Source organism: Streptomyces sp. NPDC020597, from assembly GCF_044335095.1.
Classification (GTDB): Bacteria; Actinomycetota; Actinomycetes; order Streptomycetales; family Streptomycetaceae; genus Streptomyces.
Genome location: NZ_JBIRUL010000025.1, coordinates 46,439 through 67,148 on the forward strand (window position 1 = coordinate 46,439; position 20,710 = coordinate 67,148).

General features: G+C 72.4%; 19 protein-coding genes. 9 read left to right on the forward strand and 10 right to left on the reverse strand.

Features of this window, described 5'->3' with window-relative positions; genetic code table 11:
* Window positions 1-8: 8 nt before the first annotated feature.
* The 3 genes from ACH4ZA_RS31405 to ACH4ZA_RS31415 all read right to left on the reverse strand — a co-directional run bounded on the left by ACH4ZA_RS31405 (window position 9) and on the right by ACH4ZA_RS31415 (window position 2,708).
* The gene (locus tag ACH4ZA_RS31405; RefSeq protein WP_319275418.1) at window positions 9-641 is read right to left on the reverse strand and encodes an AAA family ATPase; all 633 of its coding nucleotides are present in this window, start codon (window positions 639-641) and stop codon (window positions 9-11) included.
* Between the two features lie 87 nt (window positions 642-728).
* A complete protein-coding gene (locus ACH4ZA_RS31410) occupies window positions 729-1,397 on the reverse strand; it encodes a response regulator transcription factor (RefSeq protein ID WP_319275420.1) in 669 nt (222 codons plus the stop codon).
* 105 nt (window positions 1,398-1,502) lie between these two features.
* Window positions 1,503-2,708: a sensor histidine kinase gene (locus tag ACH4ZA_RS31415; RefSeq protein WP_398432649.1), complete on the reverse strand. Its 1,206-nt coding sequence runs from the start codon at window positions 2,706-2,708 to the stop codon at window positions 1,503-1,505.
* Between the two features lie 145 nt (window positions 2,709-2,853).
* Here ACH4ZA_RS31415 and ACH4ZA_RS31420 point away from each other — a divergent pair, with 145 nt between their 5' ends.
* Window positions 2,854-4,212, forward strand: a complete 1,359-nt coding sequence (locus ACH4ZA_RS31420; RefSeq protein WP_398432650.1) for an SAM-dependent methyltransferase — start codon at window positions 2,854-2,856, stop codon at window positions 4,210-4,212.
* Between the two features lie 56 nt (window positions 4,213-4,268).
* On the opposite strand, the gene ACH4ZA_RS31425 is transcribed toward ACH4ZA_RS31420, so the two are convergent.
* Entirely contained in the window at window positions 4,269-5,420 is a 1,152-nt protein-coding gene (locus ACH4ZA_RS31425) for an NADH-quinone oxidoreductase subunit D (RefSeq protein ID WP_319275424.1), read from the reverse strand.
* A gap of 202 nt (window positions 5,421-5,622) precedes the next feature.
* Here ACH4ZA_RS31425 and ACH4ZA_RS31430 point away from each other — a divergent pair, with 202 nt between their 5' ends.
* Both ACH4ZA_RS31430 and ACH4ZA_RS31435 read left to right on the forward strand, forming a co-directional pair.
* A complete protein-coding gene (locus ACH4ZA_RS31430; protein WP_398432671.1) occupies window positions 5,623-6,045 on the forward strand; it encodes a PH domain-containing protein in 423 nt (140 codons plus the stop codon).
* Window positions 6,042-7,415 carry a PH domain-containing protein gene (locus ACH4ZA_RS31435; RefSeq protein ID WP_398432651.1) on the forward strand — a complete coding sequence of 458 codons (1,374 nt, stop codon included), beginning with the start codon at window positions 6,042-6,044 and terminating at the stop codon, window positions 7,413-7,415. Before ACH4ZA_RS31430 ends, ACH4ZA_RS31435 begins: the two co-directional genes overlap by 4 nt.
* 54 nt (window positions 7,416-7,469) lie before the next feature.
* Here the strand turns inward: ACH4ZA_RS31435 and ACH4ZA_RS31440 are convergent, their stop codons facing one another.
* On the reverse strand, window positions 7,470-8,996 hold the full coding sequence (locus ACH4ZA_RS31440; protein WP_398432652.1) for a hypothetical protein: 1,527 nt from the start codon (window positions 8,994-8,996) through the stop codon (window positions 7,470-7,472).
* 308 nt (window positions 8,997-9,304) lie between these two features.
* On the reverse strand, window positions 9,305-10,432 hold the full coding sequence (locus tag ACH4ZA_RS31445; protein WP_398432653.1) for an alpha/beta hydrolase: 1,128 nt from the start codon (window positions 10,430-10,432) through the stop codon (window positions 9,305-9,307).
* A 234-nt stretch (window positions 10,433-10,666) separates the two neighbouring features.
* Between ACH4ZA_RS31445 and ACH4ZA_RS31450 the strand changes: the two genes are divergently transcribed.
* From ACH4ZA_RS31450 to ACH4ZA_RS31475, 6 genes are all read left to right on the forward strand, one after another.
* Window positions 10,667-12,478 carry a phosphatidylglycerol lysyltransferase domain-containing protein gene (locus tag ACH4ZA_RS31450; protein ID WP_398432654.1) on the forward strand — a complete coding sequence of 604 codons (1,812 nt, stop codon included), beginning with the start codon at window positions 10,667-10,669 and terminating at the stop codon, window positions 12,476-12,478.
* A 95-nt stretch (window positions 12,479-12,573) separates the two neighbouring features.
* The gene (folP, locus tag ACH4ZA_RS31455; protein WP_398432655.1) at window positions 12,574-13,560 is read left to right on the forward strand and encodes a dihydropteroate synthase; all 987 of its coding nucleotides are present in this window, start codon (window positions 12,574-12,576) and stop codon (window positions 13,558-13,560) included.
* The gene (locus ACH4ZA_RS31460; RefSeq protein ID WP_319275433.1) at window positions 13,557-14,078 is read left to right on the forward strand and encodes a nuclear transport factor 2 family protein; all 522 of its coding nucleotides are present in this window, start codon (window positions 13,557-13,559) and stop codon (window positions 14,076-14,078) included. The genes folP and ACH4ZA_RS31460 overlap by 4 nt, the downstream gene beginning before the upstream one ends.
* A 280-nt stretch (window positions 14,079-14,358) precedes the next feature.
* Window positions 14,359-14,718, forward strand: coding sequence for a dihydroneopterin aldolase (gene folB / locus ACH4ZA_RS31465; RefSeq protein WP_319275434.1), 360 nt, complete (start codon window positions 14,359-14,361; stop codon window positions 14,716-14,718).
* The gene (gene folK, locus ACH4ZA_RS31470) at window positions 14,715-15,326 is read left to right on the forward strand and encodes a 2-amino-4-hydroxy-6-hydroxymethyldihydropteridine diphosphokinase (RefSeq protein ID WP_319275435.1); all 612 of its coding nucleotides are present in this window, start codon (window positions 14,715-14,717) and stop codon (window positions 15,324-15,326) included. Before folB ends, folK begins: the two co-directional genes overlap by 4 nt.
* A gap of 56 nt (window positions 15,327-15,382) precedes the next feature.
* Complete coding sequence (locus ACH4ZA_RS31475) at window positions 15,383-15,868, forward strand: DUF3180 domain-containing protein (RefSeq protein ID WP_319275436.1); 486 nt, start codon at window positions 15,383-15,385, stop codon at window positions 15,866-15,868.
* A 58-nt stretch (window positions 15,869-15,926) separates the two neighbouring features.
* On the opposite strand, the gene folE is transcribed toward ACH4ZA_RS31475, so the two are convergent.
* From folE to tilS, 4 genes are all read right to left on the reverse strand, one after another.
* Window positions 15,927-16,532 carry a GTP cyclohydrolase I FolE gene (gene folE / locus ACH4ZA_RS31480; RefSeq protein ID WP_319275438.1) on the reverse strand — a complete coding sequence of 202 codons (606 nt, stop codon included), beginning with the start codon at window positions 16,530-16,532 and terminating at the stop codon, window positions 15,927-15,929.
* A 149-nt stretch (window positions 16,533-16,681) separates the two neighbouring features.
* Window positions 16,682-18,721, reverse strand: a complete 2,040-nt coding sequence (ftsH, locus tag ACH4ZA_RS31485) for an ATP-dependent zinc metalloprotease FtsH (protein WP_319275440.1) — start codon at window positions 18,719-18,721, stop codon at window positions 16,682-16,684.
* A gap of 185 nt (window positions 18,722-18,906) precedes the next feature.
* Window positions 18,907-19,467 (reverse strand): hypoxanthine phosphoribosyltransferase, encoded by a 561-nt coding sequence (gene hpt, locus ACH4ZA_RS31490; protein WP_319275982.1) that lies wholly within the window; start codon window positions 19,465-19,467, stop codon window positions 18,907-18,909.
* Window positions 19,468-19,540: 73 nt separating this feature from the next.
* Window positions 19,541-20,572: a tRNA lysidine(34) synthetase TilS gene (tilS, locus tag ACH4ZA_RS31495; RefSeq protein ID WP_319275441.1), complete on the reverse strand. Its 1,032-nt coding sequence runs from the start codon at window positions 20,570-20,572 to the stop codon at window positions 19,541-19,543.
* Between the last annotated feature and the right edge of the window lie 138 nt (window positions 20,573-20,710).

Here is a 20,710-nt window from a genome sequence, read left to right on the forward strand (position 1 = left end):
CCCGGACCTCAGTCGAACCGGATGTGCCTGATGCCGACGCCGGCCTGCCGCAGCCTCGTCCGCAGGGCGCCACCGGTGTGCGGTTCGAGGGTCAGACCGGCCAGGACGGCCATGCGGTCGGCCGTCTTCGGCACGGTCGTGCGGTCGGTCCACAGGTGCTCCGCGAACTCCGGCTCGCGCAGGCGTTCCAGGCAGTGGTCGAGCCGCCTGACGGCCCACGTCTCCCGGCGCAGCCCCGCGTTCCTCCCGAGGGCGAATCCCAGGAGGTGTCCCGGGCCGCGCTCACGCAGCCGCCGCAGGATCGTCGCGCGCTCGGCGAGGAGTGTGAAGTGGCGTACGTCGTGGCCGAGTTCGCGCAGCCTGCCGACGGTCTCGGCGAAGTACACCGGGTCGGTGACGGTCATCGGGGCGATGACCGCCCCGTCGTGCTCCCGGAGTGCCAGGTCGAGGACCTCGACGACGCCCTGCCGCCAGGAGACCAGGTCCTGGAAGTCGCCGCGCAGGTCCGGCGGCAGCATGCGGCGCAGGCCGAACCCGGCGTGCTCGGGGTCGCACACCACGCTGCCGGGCAGCCGGCGCCGGATCTCGTGGGCGGTCTGCGTCTTGCCCCCGCCGAAGGGACCGTTGATCCACAGAAGCATGCGCAGACCCTAGTACGGCCCCCGCCCCGGCCCGGCTCCAGCCCCGCTCCGGTCCAGGCGGACGGGACGTTCGGGACAGGGCACGCCCTAGTGGCCGCCGGCCCTGACGAGGCCCGTTTCGTAGGCCAGCACCACCACCTGGACGCGGTCGCGCAGACCGAGCTTGGTGAGGATGCGGCCCACGTGGGTCTTGACGGTCGCCTCGGAGAGCACCAGCCGGGCCGCGATCTCCCCGTTGGACAGCCCCTGGGCGACCAGCACCATCACCTCGCGTTCGCGCTCCGTGAGCCGCTCCAGCTCCTTGTGCCGGGGTTCGCCTCCCGTGGCGGGCAGCATCGGCGCGAACCGGTCCAGGAGCCGGCGCGTGGTGGAGGGCGCGACCACCGCGTCGCCGCTGTGCACGGAGCGGATCGCGGCGAGCAGCTCGCCGGGCGGGACGTCCTTGAGCATGAAGCCGGAGGCTCCCGCCTTCAGCCCGGAGAACGCGTACTCGTCGAGGTCGAAGGTGGTCAGGATCAGCACCTTCGGAGGGTCGGGCTGCTCGCAGATGCGCCGGGTGGCCTCCACGCCGTCCAGCTTCGGCATCCGGACGTCCATCAGCACGACGTCCACCTGCGTCGAACGCACCTGCTGGAGGGCCTCGACGCCGTCGCCCGCCTCCGCCACGACCTCCATGTCCGGCTGGGCGGCGAGCACCATCCGGAACCCGGTGCGCAGCAGCATCTGGTCGTCGACCAGCATCACGCGGATCGTCATCGAGTCCTCTTCCGTTCTTCGGTCGGGGGGCGTGGGGAGCGGATGGGGCGGGTGAGGCACATGGGGGCCGGCGTGACAGGTGTCAACGCGGGGCGTGCGGCAGCGTCAATGCGCCGGTTTGAGCGGGAGCAGGGCGCTGATCCGGAATCCTCCGCCCGGTCGCGGGCCCGCGTCCAGGGTGCCGCCCACCATGCCGACACGCTCGCGCATGCCGATCAGTCCGTGCCCGGCGCCGTCGGCCCCGCCCTCCTCGTACAGCTCGTGCGGGGCGCCCTTGCCGTCGTCCTCCACGAGCAGCCCCAGACCGTCGTCGAAGTAGACCAGGCGGACGCTCGCGCCCGTGTTCGGCCCGCCGTGCTTGCGCGTGTTGGTCAGCGCCTCCTGCACGATGCGGTACGCCGTCAGCTCGACGCCGCTGGGCAGCGGCCGGGCCGTGCCCTCGACCTTGAAGTCCACGGGGAGGCCCGACCCCCGGCACTGCTCGACCAGGTCCTCGATCTGCTCGACGTCGGGCTGCGGCACGTACTCGCCGCCCTCCCGGTGCTCGCCGGTGCGCAGCACGCCCAGCAGCCGGCGCATCTCGGCGAGGGCCTGACGGCCGGTGGAGGAGATCGTCTCCAGGGCTGCCTTCGCCTGGTCGGGCGCGGCGTCCAGGACGTAGGCGGCGCCGTCGGCCTGCACCACCATCACCGACACGTTGTGCGCGACGACGTCGTGCAGCTCGCGGGCGATGCGTGCGCGTTCGGCGGCCACGGCGACCTTCGCCTGCGCCTCGCGCTCCTTCTCCAGACGGGCCGCGCGCTCCTCCAGCTGGGCGAAGTACGCGCGGCGGGTGCGCATGGAGTCGCCGAGCACCCAGGCCAACGCGAACGGCACCGTCAGGAACACCACGGTCGCGACGTCGCCCGGCACGCTCGAGTGGTCGTTCGGCCAGCGCAGCTGGGCGACGGTGGCCGCGCTCAGGCCCATCACGAGCGCCAGCCGGGACGCCCAGCGGGCGCCGTACGCGGCGACCGTGTAGACGATCACCAGCAGAGCGAAGTCGGCGACCGTCGTCGAGACGTCCAGCACCAGCTGCCCCAGCCCCAGGGCGGCGGCCAGCAGCAGCATCTTCTCGGGCAGCTGCCTGCGCAGCGCGATGACCAGGCAGAGCAGAAGCACCACGGGCACGTACAGCGCCATGGAGTCGGCGCCTCCGCGCTGGTTGCGGTCGGCGTTTCCGGCCACGACAGAGATCCCGAACAGGACGAGGGCCCAGAAGCCGTCGACCCCGGTCGGGTTTCTGCGGAGGAAGTCATAGAGGCGCTGCACGTAACCCAGCGTAGGGAAGCCCGATGCGTGCCGGGGTCAACCGGAGGATCGATCCGGTGCGGGCGCGTGTACTCCGCAAGGTGGATGCCGTGATCACCTGTACGTCTACTCCGTCCGCCTAGTCTGTCCGGGTGGACGAGGTCTGGTGGACGAGGTGACCGGCTCGGGCGAGTGGCGCGGCTGGCGCGCGGCGACGCAGGCCGCGCTGTACGGCACCGACGGAGAGGGCGCGCCGGCCGCACCCGGCGTGACGGGCCCGCCTGACGGGACGGACTCGCCGGGCCCGGGCGGCTCCACAGAGGGCTTCTACCGGCGGCCCGAGGGTCCCGCCGGGCACTTCCGCACGTCGGTGCACGCCTCGCCGCTCTTCGCCGAGGCCGTGGCCCGGCTCCTGTGCCGGGTGGACGAGGCGCTGGGCCGGCCCGAATCTCTCGACTTCGTCGACATGGCCGCCGGCCGGGGCGAACTGGTCGCCGCCGTGCTGACGGCGCTCCCCGCCGATGTGCTCTCCCGCACCCGCGCGTACGCCGTGGAGATCGCCGACCGCCCCGAAGGCCTCGCTCACCGGATCGAGTGGCTCCGCGAGCCGCCGTCGGCCCTCACCGGGCTGCTGTTCGCCAACGAGTGGCTGGACAACGTCCCGGTCGAGGTCGTCGAGGTCGACTCCGCGGGGGTGGCGCGGCTGGTCCTCGTCCGGGAGGACGGGTCCGAGCGGCTCGGGGGACCGGTGTCGGGAGCGGAGGCGGACTGGCTGGCGCGCTGGTGGCCGCCGGGGGGCCAGGAGGGGCTGCGGGCCGAGATCGGGCTGCCCAGGGACCTGGCGTGGGCGTCGGCCGTGGCATGCGTCCGACGGGGGCTCGCGGTGGCGGTGGACTACGCGCACAGCGCGGACGCGCGCCCCCCGTACGGGACTCTGACCGGGTTCCGGGACGGCCGGGAGACGGCGCCCGTCCCGGACGGGTCCTGCGACATCACGGCCCACGTGGCGCTGGACTCATGCGCGGAGGCGGGAGCGAGAAGCGCGGCCCGGACGCACGCTCCGCACCCGCCCTCCGGCTTGCCCGCGCGCCCCGCCACCGGCGCGCACCCCGGCTCCCATGCGGCTGCGGTTCCTGACACGCGCCCCGGCGCACGCCTGCTCACCCAGCGCGCCGCACTGCACTCCCTGGGCCTCACCGGTGCACGCCCCCCGCTCGCACTCGCCTCCACGGACCCCGCCGCATATGTGCGCGCCCTCGTCAGCGCCGGAGCGGCCGGCGAGCTCACCGCGCCGGGCGGACTGGGCGGCTTCGGCTGGCTGGTCCAGCCGGTCGGCATCCCGGACCCGCTGGTCGCGCAGCCGGGCACGGAGACGGCACGGGACCCGGACGCCACACGCGACCCGAACGCCGTACGAGCCCCGGAGGGAGGCCTGCACGCGGCGAGCGGCCGGGACCCGAAGGGCGACTGGGCCCCGGAGGGAGGCTGGGCCCCGGGGGGAGGCGGGCCGCCCGGAGCCGGCTGACCGTCTCCCGGAGCTGCCCCCGGGCGACCGGCCGGCCCGCCGACCCCGCGGCGGACCTACTTGTCGATGTCTCCCACCACGAAGAACATCGATCCGAGGATGGCCACCATGTCGGCGACCAGTGTGCCCGGCAGCAGCTCGGTGAGCGCCTGGATGTTGTTGTACGACGCCGAGCGCAGCTTCAGCCGGTACGGCGTCTTCTCACCCTTGCTGACGAGGTAGTAGCCGTTGATGCCGAGGGGATTCTCGGTCCACGCGTACGTGTGCCCCTCGGGCGCCTTGAGGACCTTCGGCAGCCGCTGGTTGATCGGGCCGGGCGGCAGGTCGGCGAGACGGTCCAGGCAGGCGTCCGCGAGAGCGAGCGCGTTGTGCGTCTGCTCCAGGAGGCACTCGAAGCGCGCGAGGCAGTCGCCCTCGGTGCGGGTGACCACCTTCAGCGTGTCCTGCAGCTCCCCGTAGGCGAGATAGGGCTCGTCCCTGCGTAGGTCGAAGTCGACGCCCGAGCCGCGTGCGATCGGGCCGCTCACGCCGTAGGCGTGCACATGCTCCGGCGCGAGGACGCCGACGTCCCGCGTGCGCCCGCGGAAGATCTCGTTGCCGAGCACGAGGTCGTCGAAGACGTCCATACGCGAGCGCACGGCGGCGACCGCTTCACGCGCGCGGGAGGTCCAGCCGGCCGGCACGTCCTCCTTGAGGCCGCCGACGCGGTTGAACATGTAATGCATGCGCCCGCCGGAGACCTCCTCCATCACGCTCTGCAGCACCTCGCGCTCGCGGAACGCGTAGAACACCGGCGTGATGCCGCCCAGCTCCAGCGGGTAGGACCCGAGGAACATCAGGTGGTTGAGCACCCGGTTCAGCTCGGCGAGCAGCGTGCGGGTCCACACCGCGCGCTCGGGGACCTCCATGCCGAGCATCCGCTCCACCGCGAGGACCACGCCCAGCTCGTTGGAGAACGCCGACAGCCAGTCGTGACGGTTGGCCAGCATAACGATCTGCCGGTAGTCGCGGGCCTCGAACAGCTTCTCCGCGCCGCGGTGCATGTAGCCGATCACCGGCTCCGCGTGCTGGATGCGCTCGCCGTCCAGCACGAGCCGCAGCCGCAGCACACCGTGCGTGGAGGGGTGCTGAGGGCCGATGTTGAGCACCATGTCGGTGCTTTCCGCGGCGCCGCCGATCCCGACCGTGGTCTCCGTCGTGGGAGTCATGGCACCAGTCTCCCCTACGTACGCTGGGGCCATGGAGACGGGGAGCCCGGGGGACGCGGCGACGACGGACGCGGGGACGACGGAGGCAGGGACGACGGAGGCAGGGACGACGGAGGCAGGGACGACGGAGGCAGGGACGACGGAGGCAGGGACGACGGAGGCAGGACCGGAGTGGACCGGGCTGCCGTCCGGACTGCTGCGGATGCGGCGGCTGCTGCTGGTGGTGTGGCTGGCGCCGGCCGCCGTCGGCACCGGGCTGCTGCTCGGGCTTCTCGTCGGCCCCGCGTGGGCCGCGTTCGCGTTGCTGCCGCTGGCCGGCATCGGCTGGGGCTGGGTGCTGCTCGGCCGCAACTGGCGCTCCTGGCGATACGCGGAGCGGGCCGACGACCTGCTGATCAGCCGGGGCGTGCTGTGGCACGAGGAGACGGTCGTGCCGTACGGGCGCATGCAGCTCGTCGAGGTCACCTCCGGCCCCGTGGGCCGCCGCTTCGGGCTGGCCGGCGTCCAGCTGCACACCGCGGCCGCCGCGACCGACGCCGTCATCCCGGGTCTCGACCCCGCCGAGGCGGAGCGGCTGCGCGACCGGCTCACCGAACTCGGCGAAGCCCGATCGGCGGGGCTGTGACGGCACCGGGCGCGGAGGAGGGCGTCGAGGACGGCCTGCCGCAGGCGCCCGGCGGGTCCGGGGCCGGCCCTGCGCCGCTCGCCGTCGAACGCCGGCTGCATCCCGTGACGCCGTTCCGGCGGGCGTGGGCGCCCGTCGCCGTCCTCGTCGGCTGGGCGGTCCACGACCCGAACCAGGCGCAGGAGCAGCTCACCCGGCTGACCACGACGACCCTGCTCGTCGCGCTCGCCGTGCTCGTCTCCGCGGCCTCCCTCTACGGCTTTCTGACCTGGTGGTTCACCCACTTCGCGGTGACCGACGGCGAACTGCGCATCCGGACCGGGCTGCTGTTCCGGCGCACCGCGCACATCCGGCTGGAACGCATCCAGGCGATCGACGTCAGTCGGCCGCTGCCGGCCCGCGTCGCGGGCGTGGCGAAACTCCGGCTGGACGTCGTCGGAGCCGAGAAGAAGGACGAACTCGCCTTCCTCGGCGAGGAGGACGCCCGTGCGCTGCGGGCCGAACTCCTCGCGCACGCGGCCGGCTTCGCCCCGGAGGCGGCGCGCGAGGTGGGCGAGGCGCCCGCGCGCGAGGTGCTGCGCGTGCCGGCGCGCGAGCTCGCGATCGCGCTGGCGCTGACGGGCGCCACCTGGGGTGCGCCGGCCGCCGCGCTCGTCGTACCGCCCGTGCTGTGGCTGGCCACCCACAGCGTGTGGACGGTCCTGGCGGCCGGGGTGCCGCTGCTCGGGGCGGCCGGAGCGAGCAGCGTGGGGCGGTTCGTCGGCGAGTTCGACTGGACGGTGGGCGAGTCGCCGGACGGGCTGCGGATCGACCACGGCCTGCTGGACCGCACGCACGAGACGGTGCCGCCCGGGCGGGTGCAGACCGTGCGGATCGTCCAGCCGCTGCTGTGGCGGCGGCGCCGCTGGGTGCGCGTCGAGCTGGACGTGGCCGGTTCCGCCAACTCCGTGCTCGTGCCGGTCGCCCCGTACGCGGCCGCGGCGATCGTCGTCGCGCGCGTGCTGCCCGGGGCGGCCGTGCCGGCCGAAGCGTCGCTGCGGCGCCCGCCGCGCCGGGCCGGACGCTGTGTGCCGGTGTGGTGGCGGGGCTACGGCATCACGGTCACGGACACCGTGTTCGCCGCCCGCCACGGGCTGCTGCGCCGCCGTCTTTCGCTGGTGCCGCACGCCAAGGTCCAGAGCGTGCGGTTGACGCAGGGGCCCTGGCAGCGCCTCTGGGGCCTCGCGGACGTGCATGTGGATACGGGGGCCGGCAAAACCGTCACAGCCCGGCTGCGGGACGCGGAGGAGGCCGCGCGACTGCTCGGCGGTCAGGCCGAACGGTCGCGGACCGGGCGCCGTGACGCCCGGCCCGACCGGTGGATGGCGTGACCCGGCCGTCTCGGCCGCGCGCCGTGCGGACCGGGCGGCGGCGCGGCGACGACGTCAGGAGACCGCGCTGCGCAGCTGCTGGAGGTCGATCTGCTCGGTCTCGTCGTGGGCGGTCAGGTCGATCACCTGTCCCACTCCGCGCGACGCCTCGTCCGCCGGCTTGAACTCCGCCTCGGACTCGGCCTTGTGCAGCGCGAGGGCCTCCTGGCCGACGACGTCCGCGAGGTCCTCGTTCTGGACGGCTTCGAGGGCGTCCGGCGCCGACTCGCTCTTGGTGCCGAAGAAGTCGAACCCGCCTTCGGCCGTCGGGCGCCGCACGGGCTGGGCGGCCGGGACGACGGCCACGGCGGTCGGCACGGCGAAGTGACCGGAGGGCGACCGCACGGGAGCGGCGGGACGCGGCACGAGCGCGCCGGCCGTGTCCGACACGCCGGCCTCGAAGGCGGCGTGGGCGTCGGGCGCCGGGGCCGCGCCGGGCTCCGGGTCCAGGGGCGGCTCGGGCTGCGCGGTCCGCGCGTCGTCCGACTGCGCACGGGGCCCGACGGCCTCCGGCGCGTCGGACAGGGCGACCGGGTGCTCGTTCCCGGGGACGACGGGCCCCGGGGCCGCGTCGTTCGCAGTCCCGTCGGCCCGCGGGGTCTCGTCGCCCGCCGGAGTCGCCTCGGCCTGTGAGGTCTCGTCGGCTGCCGGGTGGGGGGCGGTCGCGCGCGCGTGCTCGTCGACCGCCTCGGGCTTCCCCTGCGCCTCGTCCTCCTGGGCGGCGTTCGCGTCGCCGTCGACGGCTTCGGCCTCCGCGGAGACCGCCTGCGCGGGCTCCCGGCCGGAGGGGTTCGCGGCGAGGTCCCCGGCGAGGTCCTGGCCCTTCGTGGACTCGACGCCGTCGGTGTCCAACCGCGCCAGCGCGGCCTGCGCCCGCAGGAACAGCTTCGAACCCTCGGGCGAGAAGGCGGCCGAGAACTGCGGCACGTCGTCGCGGGGCTCGCCCGGCCCGGCCGCCTCGTCCGTCCGGTCCGCCGCCGACCCGGCCGCCTCCGCGCCTTCTACGGCGTCCCCAGCCTCGACGGCGTCCGCGGCGTCGACGGCGTCAGCGCCGGCGTCGCTCGCGGGCGCGCCGGGCAGCGCGGGCACCGCCTCTATCTCGAGCAGCCGGCGGCCCTCCAGGGCGCTGGCCCGCTCGGTCTCCGCGGTGGCGTAGCGGCGCAGCAGCGCCGCGTGCTCGTTGCGCAGGCCGGCGAGTTCGGCGCGCTTGGCCCGCAGCCGCTGCTCCAGCTTGACCCGCAGCTCACGCGACTCGTCGAGGTCGCTCTCCAGTTCGGCGACACGTTCCTCGTAACGCCACTCGTCACTGGCACGCGCGCGCGTGAGGTCGGCGACGTGCTTGCCGGCCTGCATGTCCCAGCGGCGCATCACGACCGCGCCGACGATCGCCGTGATCGCGGCCGCCGCCGCCAGGCCGCGGAGAGTCGCCTGCTGCGTGAACACCCAGGGGCCGAGAGCGCAGACAAGGGAGACGCCTGCGATCACCGAGGGGGGCAGCAGCCTGTGCAGAGGCGGGGAATGACGGTGACGTCCACGTGGCATGGCCAGAAACTTACCGCGCGTAGGCGAATGTTGGTGCCCCGCCCCACAAAAACTCAGCCATACCGAAGCCTTCACAGAACATCACGAATCCCGGCTGCCACCGAATTCGACAAACGGCAAGATCATTTCCGGTCCGGGGCTCCCGCTTCTCCTCACCCGATTCCCGCGGCCTCACCGGCGCCCGCCCGCGCCCGGCCGGACGCCCGCCCGGCCCCACACTCCCGTCACCCGCCACCGCACGCCTCGCACGCCTCACACCGCACGTCGCGCCCCGCACGCGTCACACCGCAGCCCCCGCCGGTCGCCCCTCATCGCGCGGTGAGGCGCGCGCTGATCCACTCCAGGGTCGGCGGGATCTCCCGGCGCCAGGTGTTGAAGTTGTGCCCGCCGCTGTCCAGGATGATCGACGAGATCCTGGTCCTGTGGGTGGCCTTCGCCAGCTCTATGAACTTCATCGTCGGCTTGTAGTTGGACTCGCCGGTCCGGCTGCTGGTGACGAGCAGCGAGGTGGCCGGAGCGGAACGGTTCTTCAGGAACCAGTGCAGATCGGCTTCATTGCGGAGCTTCTTGTTCCCGTGGAAGAGGTCGCCCGTGGTCGGGTCGCTCGGCGCCTTGTAGTAGGCCGACAGGCCCGCGCCCGCCCCGTAGACCTCCGGGTGGTGCATCGCCAGCTTGAGCGCGCAGTACCCGCCCGTGGAGTCGCCGATGATGCCCCAGCCGCCGGGCTTCTTGTTCACCCGGTAGTGGGCCGTCACGGCCTCCGGCAGATCCTTGGCGAAGAACGACTCGGTCTGCGGGCCCGTCGGGATGTCCACGCACTCCGTGTCCCGCGGGGGCGCCACCGTCGGCCGCATCATCACCAGGATCATCGGCTGCATGCGCCCGTTCTTCGCGAGCGTCCGCGCGGTGCTCGGGTAGTGCAGCTTGTTCACCAGCGCCTCCGCCGTGCCCGGGTAGCCCGTGAGGACCACGGCCGCGGGGAAGGTCCGCGTGCGGTACTGCGGCTCGAAGTACTCCGGCGGCAGGTACACGTACGCGGGCGTGGCGATGTCCGTCGTACGCCCGATGACGGCGATCTTCTGGATCTGCCCGCCGAAGCGCGGCGTCCCGCTGCCGCTGCCGTCCACCCGCCGGGTGTCGACCACCCGCAGCGGACCCGCCGGCGCGCCGCCCTTCGCATGGTCGACGACCACGCCCTGATCCGTCTCCTGACCGAACAGGTCCGCCCAACTGGCGTAGAAGCCGAACGCCTGGTTGGCGGACAGCCCTATGGACACGAAGAGTGCCAATTGCGTGGCGAGCAGCAGCCCGATGCGCCCGCCGACGGCCCGCCAGTTGCGCTGCGCCAGACGCGGCCACAGCCACACCGTTCCGATGAACAGCAATACGGCGAACAGCACTGACAGCAGCAGCACTTTGTTGCTCGTGAGACCCATGCGGTGTTTCCTGCCTGCTCTCCGTCCGGGATCACGCCCGCTCCCCCGACTCCTTCGCGAGGGCTTGTCCCGAACTTTCCCTGTTCTTTTCAGCGGCTTTGGCGAGACGAGTGAACCTCTCTCCCCAAGACACCGTCCTAGAGGGCGCAATGTCGCCGGATGCCCGAATCGGCACCGGGTCCAAAGTCTCTCGCGGAACTACGGGATGCGATGTCTGTCACCGAAGATGGGGAAATGTCGGGTGGGGTTCCGCCCCGTAGCAGCCGGGTGCGGCGGATAGTGCGAGGGCCACGTCCCGAGGCCGTGCCGTCCCTCGTCGCCCGGGCCTGTGCCCTCGTGGGCCTGCTGGACGTCGCCGGCGGCGTCTTCCCGCGGTTCCGGCACAGCCGAATGCACAGCTTCGCCGAGGTGCTGCCCGGCTCCTTCGGGCCCTTCGCGGCGGCGCTGTCCCTCAGCGCCGGCGTCCTGCTGCTGCTGCTCGCCCACGGACTCCGGCGCGGCAAGCGGCGCGCCTGGCGGGCGGCCGTGGTCCTGCTCCCGGCGGGCGCCATCTCGCAGTTCATGTACCGGCACTCGATCGTGGGCGCGCTCATCTCCATCGCCCTCCTCGTCCCGCTACTGGTGCACCGCGACCAGTTCAAGGCGCTTCCCGACCCGCGCAGCCGCTGGCGTGCGCTCGCCAACTTCGTCCTCATGGGCGCCGGCTCCCTGGGGCTGGGCCTGGTCATCGTCAGCGTCCACCCGGGGCGCCTGATCGGCGACCCGAGCCTGGCCGACCGCATCACGCACGTCCTGTATGGCCTCTTCGGCTTCGAGGGCCCGGTCGACTACCAGGGCAACACCTCCTGGACCGTCGCCTTCTCCCTCGGCGCCCTCGGCTGGATCACCGCCGTCACCACGATCTACCTCGCCTTCCGCCCCGAGCACCCGGCCGCGCGTCTCACCGAGGACGACGAGAGCCGGCTGCGCGTCCTGCTGGACAAGCACGGCCGGCGCGACTCCCTCGGCCACTTCGCGCTGCGTCGCGACAAGGCCGTCGTGTTCTCCCCCAGCGGCAAGGCGGCCGTCACCTACCGCGTGGTCTCCGGCGTGATGCTCGCCAGCGGCGACCCCATCGGCGACGTCGAGGCCTGGCCCGGCGCCATCGAGCGCTTCATGGACGAGGCCAAGGCCCACTCCTGGACGCCCGCCGTCATGGGCTGCTCGGAGACCGGCGGCGAGGTGTGGACCCGCGAGACCGGCCTGGACGCGCTGGAGCTGGGCGACGAGGCGGTGGTGGACGTCGCGGATTTCTCCCTCGCCGGCCGCGCGATGCGCAACGTGCGCCAGATGGTCAAGCGCATCGAACGCGCCGGTTACGAGACCCGGGTGCGGCGCGTACGTGACCTGGGCGAGGCCGAACTGGAGCGCATCCGGCGCGCCGCGGAGGACTGGCGCGGCACCGACACCGAGCGGGGCTTCTCCATGGCCCTGGGCCGCGTCGGCGACGCCTCCGACGGGGACTGCCTCATCGCCACCGCCCACAAGGCCGACGAGGTCCCCGGCGAGTACGGCGACCTGAAGGCGATCCTGCACTTCGTGCCCTGGGGCCCGGACGGCGCCTCCCTCGACCTGATGCGACGCGACCGCTCGGCCGACCCCGGCATGAACGAACTGCTGATCGTCGCCGCGCTCCAGGCCGCGCCGAAGTTCGGCATCACGCGCGTGTCGCTGAACTTCGCCATGTTCCGCTCCGCCCTGGCCCGCGGCGAGAAGATCGGCGCCGGCCCGGTGCTGCGCGCCTGGCGCGGCCTGCTGGTCTTCCTCTCGCGCTGGTTCCAGATCGAGTCGCTGTACAAGTTCAACGCCAAGTTCCAGCCGCGCTGGGAGCCCCGCTTCGTCGTCTACCGGGCCTCCGGCGACCTGCCCCGCATCGGCTTCGCCGCCATGCAGGCCGAGGGCTTCGTCAACCTCGCCCTCCCCCTGCCGCGCTTCCTGCGCCGCCGCTCCTCCGCGGCCCGCGCGTGTGCGCACACGGTGGCGGAGAGAGACGTACGCGCGGCCTAGGGAGCACGGGCTCGTGGAGCCGCGTGCTGCCGGGCCGGGCCCCTGCCCGGGAGCCGCGCCGCGGCACGGCTCCCTCCTGGGCCTACGCTGAACATATGAGCAAGCAGAGCGGACGCGGGCGCGTCGTCGGACTTCCGCAATGGGACCGCTGCGCGGTCATGGGAGTCGTCAACGTGACCCCCGACTCCTTCTCCGACGGCGGCCGGTGGTTCGACACGACGGCCGCCGTCAAGCACGGTCTGCATCTCGTCGCCGAAGGCGCGGACCTCGTCGACGTCGGCGGCGAGTCCACCCGCCCGGGCGCCACCCGCGTCGACGAGGCCGAGGAACTCCGCCGGGTCGTCCCCGTCGTCCGCGGTCTCGCCTCCGAAGGCGTCGTCGTCTCCGTCGACACCATGCGCGCCTCCGTCGCCGCCCGGGCCCTCGCCGCCGGCGCCGCACTCGTCAACGACGTCAGCGGCGGCCTCGCCGACCCGGCGATGATTCCCGCCGTGGCGGACGCCGGAGCCCCCTTCGTGGTCATGCACTGGCGCGGCTTCCTCGAGGGCGGCAACGTCCGGGGCGTCTACGCCGACGTCGTCGCCGAGGTGGTCGACGAGCTCCACGCGCGCGTGGACGCCGTCCTCGCCGGCGGCGTCTCCCCCGACCGCATCGTCGTCGACCCCGGGCTCGGCTTCTCCAAGGAGGCCGACCACGACCTCACCCTGCTCGCCCACCTCGACCGGCTGCGCTCCCTCGGGCACCCGCTGCTCGTCGCCGCCTCCCGCAAACGGTTCCTCGGTCGCGTCCTGGCCGGACCGGAAGGCGCCCCGCCCCCCGCGCGCGAGCGCGACGCGGCCACCGCCGCCGTGTCCGCTCTCGCGGCGCAGGCCGGCGCCTGGGCCGTGCGGGTGCACGAGGTCCGCGCGACGGCCGACGCGGTGCAGGTCGCGCGCGCCGTGGAAGGGGCGCGTGCGGAAAGGCGCGCGCGGGGCGCGGGCGCACCCGACCCGGCGCGGCCGGCGACGGACGCATCCGGTGCGCACGCCAGACCCGGCCCGCCCGCCCCTCCCCACCCGCCCTACGCAGAAGGAGCCCGGTGAGCGCCCCCCACACGGACGTCGAGCAGGTCGAGGCCGCCAACACCGCCTTCTACGAGGCGCTGGAGCAAGGTGATTTCGACGGGGTGTCGTCCTTCTGGCTGGCCCCGTCCGATCTGGGCGTGGACGAGACGTACCACGACCCGGCCGACGTCGGTGTGGTCTCGTGCGTGCACCCCGGGTGGCCCGTGCTCACCGGGCGCGCCGAGGTCCTGAGGTCGTACGCGCTGATCATGGCGAACACCGACTACATCCAGTTCTTCCTCACCGACGTGCACGTCTCCGTCACCGGCGACACCGCCCTGGTGAACTGCACCGAGAACATCCTCAGCGGCGGGCCGGCGCCGGAGGCCGGCGAGGAGCTCGGCCCGCTCGTCGGCCAGCTCGTGGTCGCCACCAACGTGTTCCGCCGGACCCCGGACGGCTGGAAGCTCTGGTCGCATCACGCCTCCCCGGTGCTCGCCGAGAACGACGAGAGCGACGAGAACGAGGACGACGACGAGCAGGACACCCCGTCCTGAGCCGCCGGGAGCGCCCCCGCAAGGCGGGCGGCGAGGTCCAAAAGGCCCACCCGGGCGAAGAAGTGGTTGGAATCACGAACCCGTGGGTAGGGGCGGCTACCAACCCTTGAGGCACCGGGCTCCCCGGTCGGCACGGCCGGGGACATTCCGGGCTCCCGCCCGGGCCACCGCGGCCGGAGACCGGGTCTGTCGGTGCTCGCGGGTAGATTCGAGCGAGGCCGGGGTGCCGCCCGCACGCGGCACGCACCGGCCGGAACCGACGACTGCAGGAGTGATTCGCGTGGATCGTGTCGCGCTGCGCGGCCTGAAGGCCCGCGGGTACCACGGCGTGTTCCCCAAGGAACGCGAGGAGGGCCAGACCTTCATCGTGGACCTCGTCCTGGGCCTGGACACCCGACCGGCCGCGGCCGACGACGACCTGGCGAAGACCGTGCACTACGGCATCGTGGCGGAGGAGGCCGTGGCCGTCGTCGAGGGCGAGCCCGTCGACCTCGTCGAGACGCTCGCCGCACGCATCGCCCAGGTCTGTCTGCAGCACGAAGCGGTCCAGGAGGTCGAGGTCTGCGTCCACAAACCGGACGCCCCGATCACCGTGCCCTTCGACGACGTGACCGTCACCATCACCCGGAGCCGAGTATGACCGCGTTCTTCGCCGGGGGTCAGAGCGACCCGACCGTTCAGCCGGTGCCCGCCTCCGTCGTCGAGAGGGTCGACGCCGCCGACACCACCCTGCACAACCCCAAACGCGCCGTGCTCTCCCTCGGCTCCAACCTGGGCAACCGCCTGGAGACGCTGCAGGGCGCCGTCGACGCACTCGAGGACACCCCCGGCGTCCGCATCAAGGCCGTCTCCCCCGTGTACGAGACGGCGCCCTGGGGCGTCGAGCCCGGCAGCCAGCCGTCGTACTTCAACGCGGTGGTCCTGCTGAAGACGACCCTGCCGCCGTCCTCCCTCCTCGAGCGGGCGCACGCGGTCGAGGAGGCCTTCCACCGGGTGCGGGAGGAGCGCTGGGGCGCCCGCACGCTGGACGTCGACATCGTCGCCTACGCCGACGTCGTGGACGACGACCCGCATCTCACGCTCCCTCACCCCCGCGCCCATGAGCGGGCGTTCGTGCTCGCCCCCTGGCACGACGTCGAGCCCGAGGCCCAACTGCCCGGCGTCGGCAGCGTCGCCGACCTTCTCGACGCGGTCACCCGCGAGGGCGTCACCGCCCGCAAGGACCTGGAACTCCACCTGCCCGAGTAGTCGTTAAGGTCAACAGGAAGGTCGCAGGACCACTGCGGGGGAGCTGAAGGGACACCGTGAGAGAGCTGCACATCAGGGTGCTGGCAGGCGTGTTCGTCGTGGCCGGCGTCCTGTCCTGGGCGGGCGCCCGCCTCTGGAACTCGATCGGGACCCTGCCCAGCGTCCCGTTGGCCGCGCCCATCGTGCTCGCCGTGATCGCGGTGATCCTGCTCGCCACGGCGATCTCGCTGCGCTCGCGCCTCAAGGCCCAGCGCGAGCGCCGCCCGGGGGCGAAGGGCGTCGACCCGCTGATGGCCGCCCGCGCCGTCGTCTTCGGTCAGGCCAGCGCCCTGGTCGCCGCGCTCGTCTCCGGCATGTACGCGGGCACGGGCGTCTTCCTCCTGGAGTCCCTGGACATCCCCGCCCGCCGCGACCAGGCCATCTACGCCGGCTTCTCGGTCCTGGCGGGCATCGCCGTCATAGCGGCGGCCATCTTCCTGGAGCGCGTCTGCAAGCTGCCGGAGGACGACGACCACGAGAACGGCGCGGCCTCGACGGCGTGACCCCGCCGCACACGAGGGCGGCGGGGCCGGCGAAGACGGGGTGCGAGCGCGGGCGGCGTCAGCGCGCCAGTATCAGGCTCATCGCCTCCGCGCGGGTCGTCGAGTCCCTGAGCTGGCCCCGCACCGCGGACGTGGTGGTCTTGGCGCCCGGCTTGCGGATGCCGCGCACGGACATGCACATGTGCTCGGCCTCCACGACGACGATCACGCCACGGGCCTCGAGGATCCGCATCAGGGAGTCCGCCACCTGCGTGGTGAGACGTTCCTGGACCTGAAGGCGGCGCGCGAACACCTCGACCAGCCGGGCCAGCTTCGACAGCCCCGTGATCTTGCCGGACTCCGCCGGGATGTAACCCACGTGCGCGACACCGTGGAACGGCAGCATGTGATGCTCGCAGAGCGAGACGATCTCGATGTCCTTGACGAGCACCATCTCGTCGTGGCCGAGGTCGAACGTGGTCGTCAGCACGTCCTCGGGCTTCTGCCTGAGGCCCGCCAGCAGCTCCCGGTACGCCCGCGCCACCCGCGCCGGCGTCTCCCGGAGGCCTTCGCGGTCCGGGTCCTCGCCGACCGCGATCAGGAGCTCCCGTACGGCGTTCTCGGCGCGCTTCTCGTCGAACTCGCCGATCGAGCCCTCGCCGTCCAGCGTCACGGGGTCGGTCATCTGGTGCCTCGTTCCTGTGCGGGTCGCGCGTATGGGTCACGCGCCTCATCTGCGGCATCGAGCATCGTTCAGGAGAAATGCCGCGCCCCCCAGGCTAGAACCTGGGGGGCGCGGCATCCATTCCGGGCCTGGTGAGGCCGCCGGGAGCGTCAGCTCTCGGGGCGCTCCTCCGGGCTGGGCTCGGCCACCGGGCCGGCGTCGACCACGGTGGACTTCGCGGTCGAGATCGCCGGGGTCGCGCCGTTGGCGCCGTTCGTCAGAGCGAGCTCCTTGGGGGAGAGCACCGGCGGACGGGTGGACGGCGTGCGGCGCGAGGAGCCCGTCCAGGCGGGCCGCGCCGGGCGCTTGACGATGGACGAGAAGACCTCGGCGATCTCCTCCTTGCCCAGCGTCTCCTTCTCCAGCAGCTGCAGCACCAGGTTGTCGAGGACGTCGCGGTTCTCGACCAGGATCTCCCAGGCCTCGTTGTGCGCGTTCTCGATGAGCTTCTTGACTTCCTCGTCCACCAGCGCGGCGACCTCTTCCGAGTAGTCGCGCTGGTGAGCCATCTCACGGCCGAGGAACGGCTCGGTGTTGTCGCCGCCGAACTTGATCGCGCCCAGACGCTCGGTCATGCCGTACTGGGTGACCATCGCGCGGGCCGTGGCGGTGGCCTTCTCGATGTCGTTCGCCGCACCCGTGGTCGGGTCGTGGAAGACGAGCTCCTCGGCCGCGCGGCCGCCCAGCATGTAGGCCAGCTGGTCCAGCATCTCGTTGCGCGTGGTGGAGTACTTGTCCTCCTCCGGCAGGACCATCGTGTAGCCCAGGGCACGTCCCCGCGAGAGGATCGTGATCTTGTGGACCGGGTCGGAGTTGGGGGAGGCCGCCGCGACCAGGGCGTGACCGCCCTCGTGGTACGCGGTGATCTTCTTCTCCTTGTCCGACATGATCCGGGTCCGCTTCTGCGGGCCCGCGACCACACGGTCGATCGCCTCGTCCAGCATGTGGTTGTCGATCAGCTTCTTGTCCGAGCGGGCCGTCAGCAGCGCGGCCTCGTTCAGCACGTTGGAGAGATCGGCGCCGGTGAAGCCGGGGGTGCGGCGGGCGACGGCGGACAGGTCGACGTCGGGCGCGACCGGCTTGCCCTTCTGGTGGACCTTGAGGATCTCCAGACGGCCCTGCATGTCCGGGCGGTCGACCGCGATCTGGCGGTCGAAACGGCCGGGACGCAACAGCGCCGGGTCGAGGATGTCGGGGCGGTTCGTGGCGGCGATGAGGATCACGCCGCCCTTCACGTCGAAGCCGTCCATCTCGACGAGGAGCTGGTTCAGGGTCTGCTCGCGCTCGTCGTGTCCGCCGCCGAGGCCGGCGCCGCGGTGGCGGCCGACCGCGTCGATCTCGTCGACGAAGACGATCGCCGGGGCGTTCGCCTTGGCCTGCTCGAAGAGGTCGCGGACCCGGGAGGCGCCGACGCCGACGAACATCTCGACGAAGTCGGAACCGGAGATCGAGTAGAAGGGGACGCCCGCCTCGCCGGCCACGGCGCGCGCGAGGAGCGTCTTGCCGGTGCCGGGCGGGCCGTACAGCAGCACGCCCTTGGGGATCTTGGCGCCGACGGCCTGGAACTTCGCCGGCTCCTGCAGGAACTCCTTGATCTCGTGGAGTTCCTCGACCGCCTCGTCCGATCCTGCGACGTCGGCGAACGTCGTCTTCGGGGTGTCCTTGGTGATGAGCTTGGCCTTGGACTTCCCGAAGTTCATGACCCGGGAGCCGCCGCCCTGCATCTGGTTCATCAGGAACAGGAAGACGACCACGATGAGGACGAAGGGGAGCAGGGACAGCAGGATCCCGACGAAGGCGTTCTGCTTCGTCGGAGAGACCGTGTAGCCGTCCGGGATCTGCTTGTCCTGGTACTTGGTCTGCAGCGTGTTGGCGATCGTCACGCCCTGATCGCCGATGTAGCTCGCCTGGATCTTCGAGCTGCCCTTGATCTTCACGCCGTCTTTGAGCGTGGCCTTGATGGTCTGCTCGTCACCGGTGGTGAGTTTGGCCGACTCGACCTTGTTGTCGTTGATCGCTGCAATGACCTGGCCGGTGTCCACCGTCTTGTAGCCGCCGGACGAGCCGACGACCTGCATCAACACGACCACGGCAAGGACGGCCAGCACGATCCACATGACCGGCCCACGGAAGTATCGCTTCACGTCCATCCATACGGAGCGGTGTCGCCCCGTCCCTCCTGCCATAGTGAGTTTGATAAGACAGTTCTTCTGACGGTACCCCAGCTTCGTCGCGCAAAGCCGCACGGGACGGCTGGCGCACCCGTCTGCATGCTCCAACGGCGTGAGGCCCGCCGGGGTTCCCGATCTTCGTACGGGGCTTGGGCTTTTCGGGTTCAGCCGCCGTAGACGTGGGGCGCGAGCGTACCGACGAACGGGAGGTTCCGGTACTTCTCGGCATAGTCGAGGCCGTAGCCGACGACGAACTCGTTCGGGATGTCGAAGCCGACCCACTCGACGTCGATGGCCACCTTGGCGGCCTCCGGCTTGCGCAGCAGCGTGCACACCTTGAGGGAGGCGGGCTCGCGCGAGCCGAGGTTGGACAGCAGCCAGGACAGGGTCAGGCCGGAGTCGATGATGTCCTCGACGATCACGACGTGCTTGCCCTTGATGTCGGTGTCGAGGTCCTTGAGGATCCGCACCACGCCGGAGGACTGGGTGCCCGCGCCGTAGGACGACACGGCCATCCAGTCCATGGTGACGGGGGTGGACAGGGCCCGGGCGAGATCGGCCATGACCATCACCGCGCCCTTGAGGACACCGACGATGAGCAGGTCCTTGCCCGCGTACTGCGCGTCGATGCTCGCGGCCAGTTCGGCCAGCTTCGCGTCGATCTCTTCCTTGGTGATGAGCACCTCTTTGAGGTCGGTGCCCATGTCTTTCGCGTCCACCCGCATCACTTTCGGTTGTCCCACCGGCCGCCGGGACCGCCCACGCCGACCGTATGAGCGGTCCTGGCGGAGGTCCGGATCAGCCTTGCCGAATCACCAGTCTGCCACCCTGGCGCTGGGCGACGACTTTGCCGGGGAGATTGATGACCCCCTGGCCGCGCCATCCGGTGATCAACCGGTCGATCTCCTCGATGTGCCGGGCGAAGAGGGAACCGGCCGGGGCGCCCGCCTCGATCGCGGCGCGGCGCAGGATGCGGCGGCGCACGGCGGGCGGCAGGGCGTACAGCTTGGCGCACTCCAGCAGGCCGGCCGCGTCCCGTACGGAGGACTCGGCCTGGCCGGCCCAGGCGTCGAGCGCGTCGGCGTCGTCGCGGGAGAGCTGGGCCGTGCGGGCGAGCGCTTCGACGACTCCCTTGCCGAGGGCCTTCTCCAGGGCGGGCAGGCCTTCGTGGCGGAGCCGGGAGCGGGTGTAGGCCGGGTCGGCGTTGTGCGGGTCGTCCCAGACGGGCAGGGACTGGACCATGCAGGCCTTGCGGGCGGTCTGCCGGTCGAGCTGGAGGAAGGGGCGGCGGTAGCGGCGGGCGGCCCCCGGTCCGCCGGATACGGCGGCCATGCCGGACAGGGAGCGGATGCCGGAGCCGCGGGCGAGGCCGAGCAGGACCGTCTCTGCCTGGTCGTCGCGGGTGTGGCCGAGCAGGACCGCGGCGGCGCCGTGGCGCTCGGCGGCCGCGTCGAGCGCGCCGTAGCGGGCGTCGCGGGCGGCTGCCTCGGGGCCGCCTTCGCGGCCGACGGTCACGGCGGTGGACTCGACGGGGTCGAGGCCGAGTTCGCGCAGGCGCAGGGCGACTTCCGCGGCGCGCAGGTCGGAGCCGGGCTGCAGTCCGTGGTCGACGGTGACGCCGCCGGCGCGGATGCCGAGCCGGGGGGCCTCGAAGGCGAGGGCGGAGGCGAGGGCCATGGAGTCGGCGCCGCCGGAGCACGCCACGAGCACGAGCGGCGTCGGAGGCTGTCCGTGCGCGCTCGCCTCGGGGGCGGGGTGGTCGTTGAGGACGTCGTGGAGTACGCGGCGGACCGCCAGGCGTATCGCCGCGACCGCAGGATGGGGACCCATTGTCCGGTTCCCTTCATGAAGTTGTCGGGGGCTGAGCCCGGGTTCGGTCACTCAGAGTGTGTAGATGGTGACAGAACCGGGGCGTTCCCCGAGCATTGCACGCCTGCCCCGGGCCGACGGTCCCTCGGACGGGTGATT

What these genes read in the sequence shown, in the direction of transcription:
- folK (WP_319275435.1), top strand. Translation starts at nt 14,715, where the DNA reads ATGACCGCGTTCTTCGCCGGGGGTCAGAGCGACCCGACCGTTCAGCCG.
- folP (WP_398432655.1), top strand. Translation starts at nt 12,574, where the DNA reads ATGAGCAAGCAGAGCGGACGCGGGCGCGTCGTCGGACTTCCGCAATGG.
- ACH4ZA_RS31445 (WP_398432653.1), bottom strand. Translation starts at nt 10,432, where the DNA reads ATGGGTCTCACGAGCAACAAAGTGCTGCTGCTGTCAGTGCTGTTCGCC.
- ACH4ZA_RS31410 (WP_319275420.1), bottom strand. Translation starts at nt 1,397, where the DNA reads ATGACGATCCGCGTGATGCTGGTCGACGACCAGATGCTGCTGCGCACC.
- ACH4ZA_RS31450 (WP_398432654.1), top strand. Translation starts at nt 10,667, where the DNA reads ATGTCGGGTGGGGTTCCGCCCCGTAGCAGCCGGGTGCGGCGGATAGTG.
- folE (WP_319275438.1), bottom strand. Translation starts at nt 16,532, where the DNA reads ATGACCGACCCCGTGACGCTGGACGGCGAGGGCTCGATCGGCGAGTTC.
- hpt (WP_319275982.1), bottom strand. Translation starts at nt 19,467, where the DNA reads ATGCGGGTGGACGCGAAAGACATGGGCACCGACCTCAAAGAGGTGCTC.
- ACH4ZA_RS31425 (WP_319275424.1), bottom strand. Translation starts at nt 5,420, where the DNA reads ATGACTCCCACGACGGAGACCACGGTCGGGATCGGCGGCGCCGCGGAA.
- tilS (WP_319275441.1), bottom strand. Translation starts at nt 20,572, where the DNA reads ATGGGTCCCCATCCTGCGGTCGCGGCGATACGCCTGGCGGTCCGCCGC.
- ACH4ZA_RS31440 (WP_398432652.1), bottom strand. Translation starts at nt 8,996, where the DNA reads ATGCCACGTGGACGTCACCGTCATTCCCCGCCTCTGCACAGGCTGCTG.
- ACH4ZA_RS31405 (WP_319275418.1), bottom strand. Translation starts at nt 641, where the DNA reads ATGCTTCTGTGGATCAACGGTCCCTTCGGCGGGGGCAAGACGCAGACC.
- ACH4ZA_RS31430 (WP_398432671.1), top strand. Translation starts at nt 5,623, where the DNA reads ATGCGGCGGCTGCTGCTGGTGGTGTGGCTGGCGCCGGCCGCCGTCGGC.
- ftsH (WP_319275440.1), bottom strand. Translation starts at nt 18,721, where the DNA reads ATGGACGTGAAGCGATACTTCCGTGGGCCGGTCATGTGGATCGTGCTG.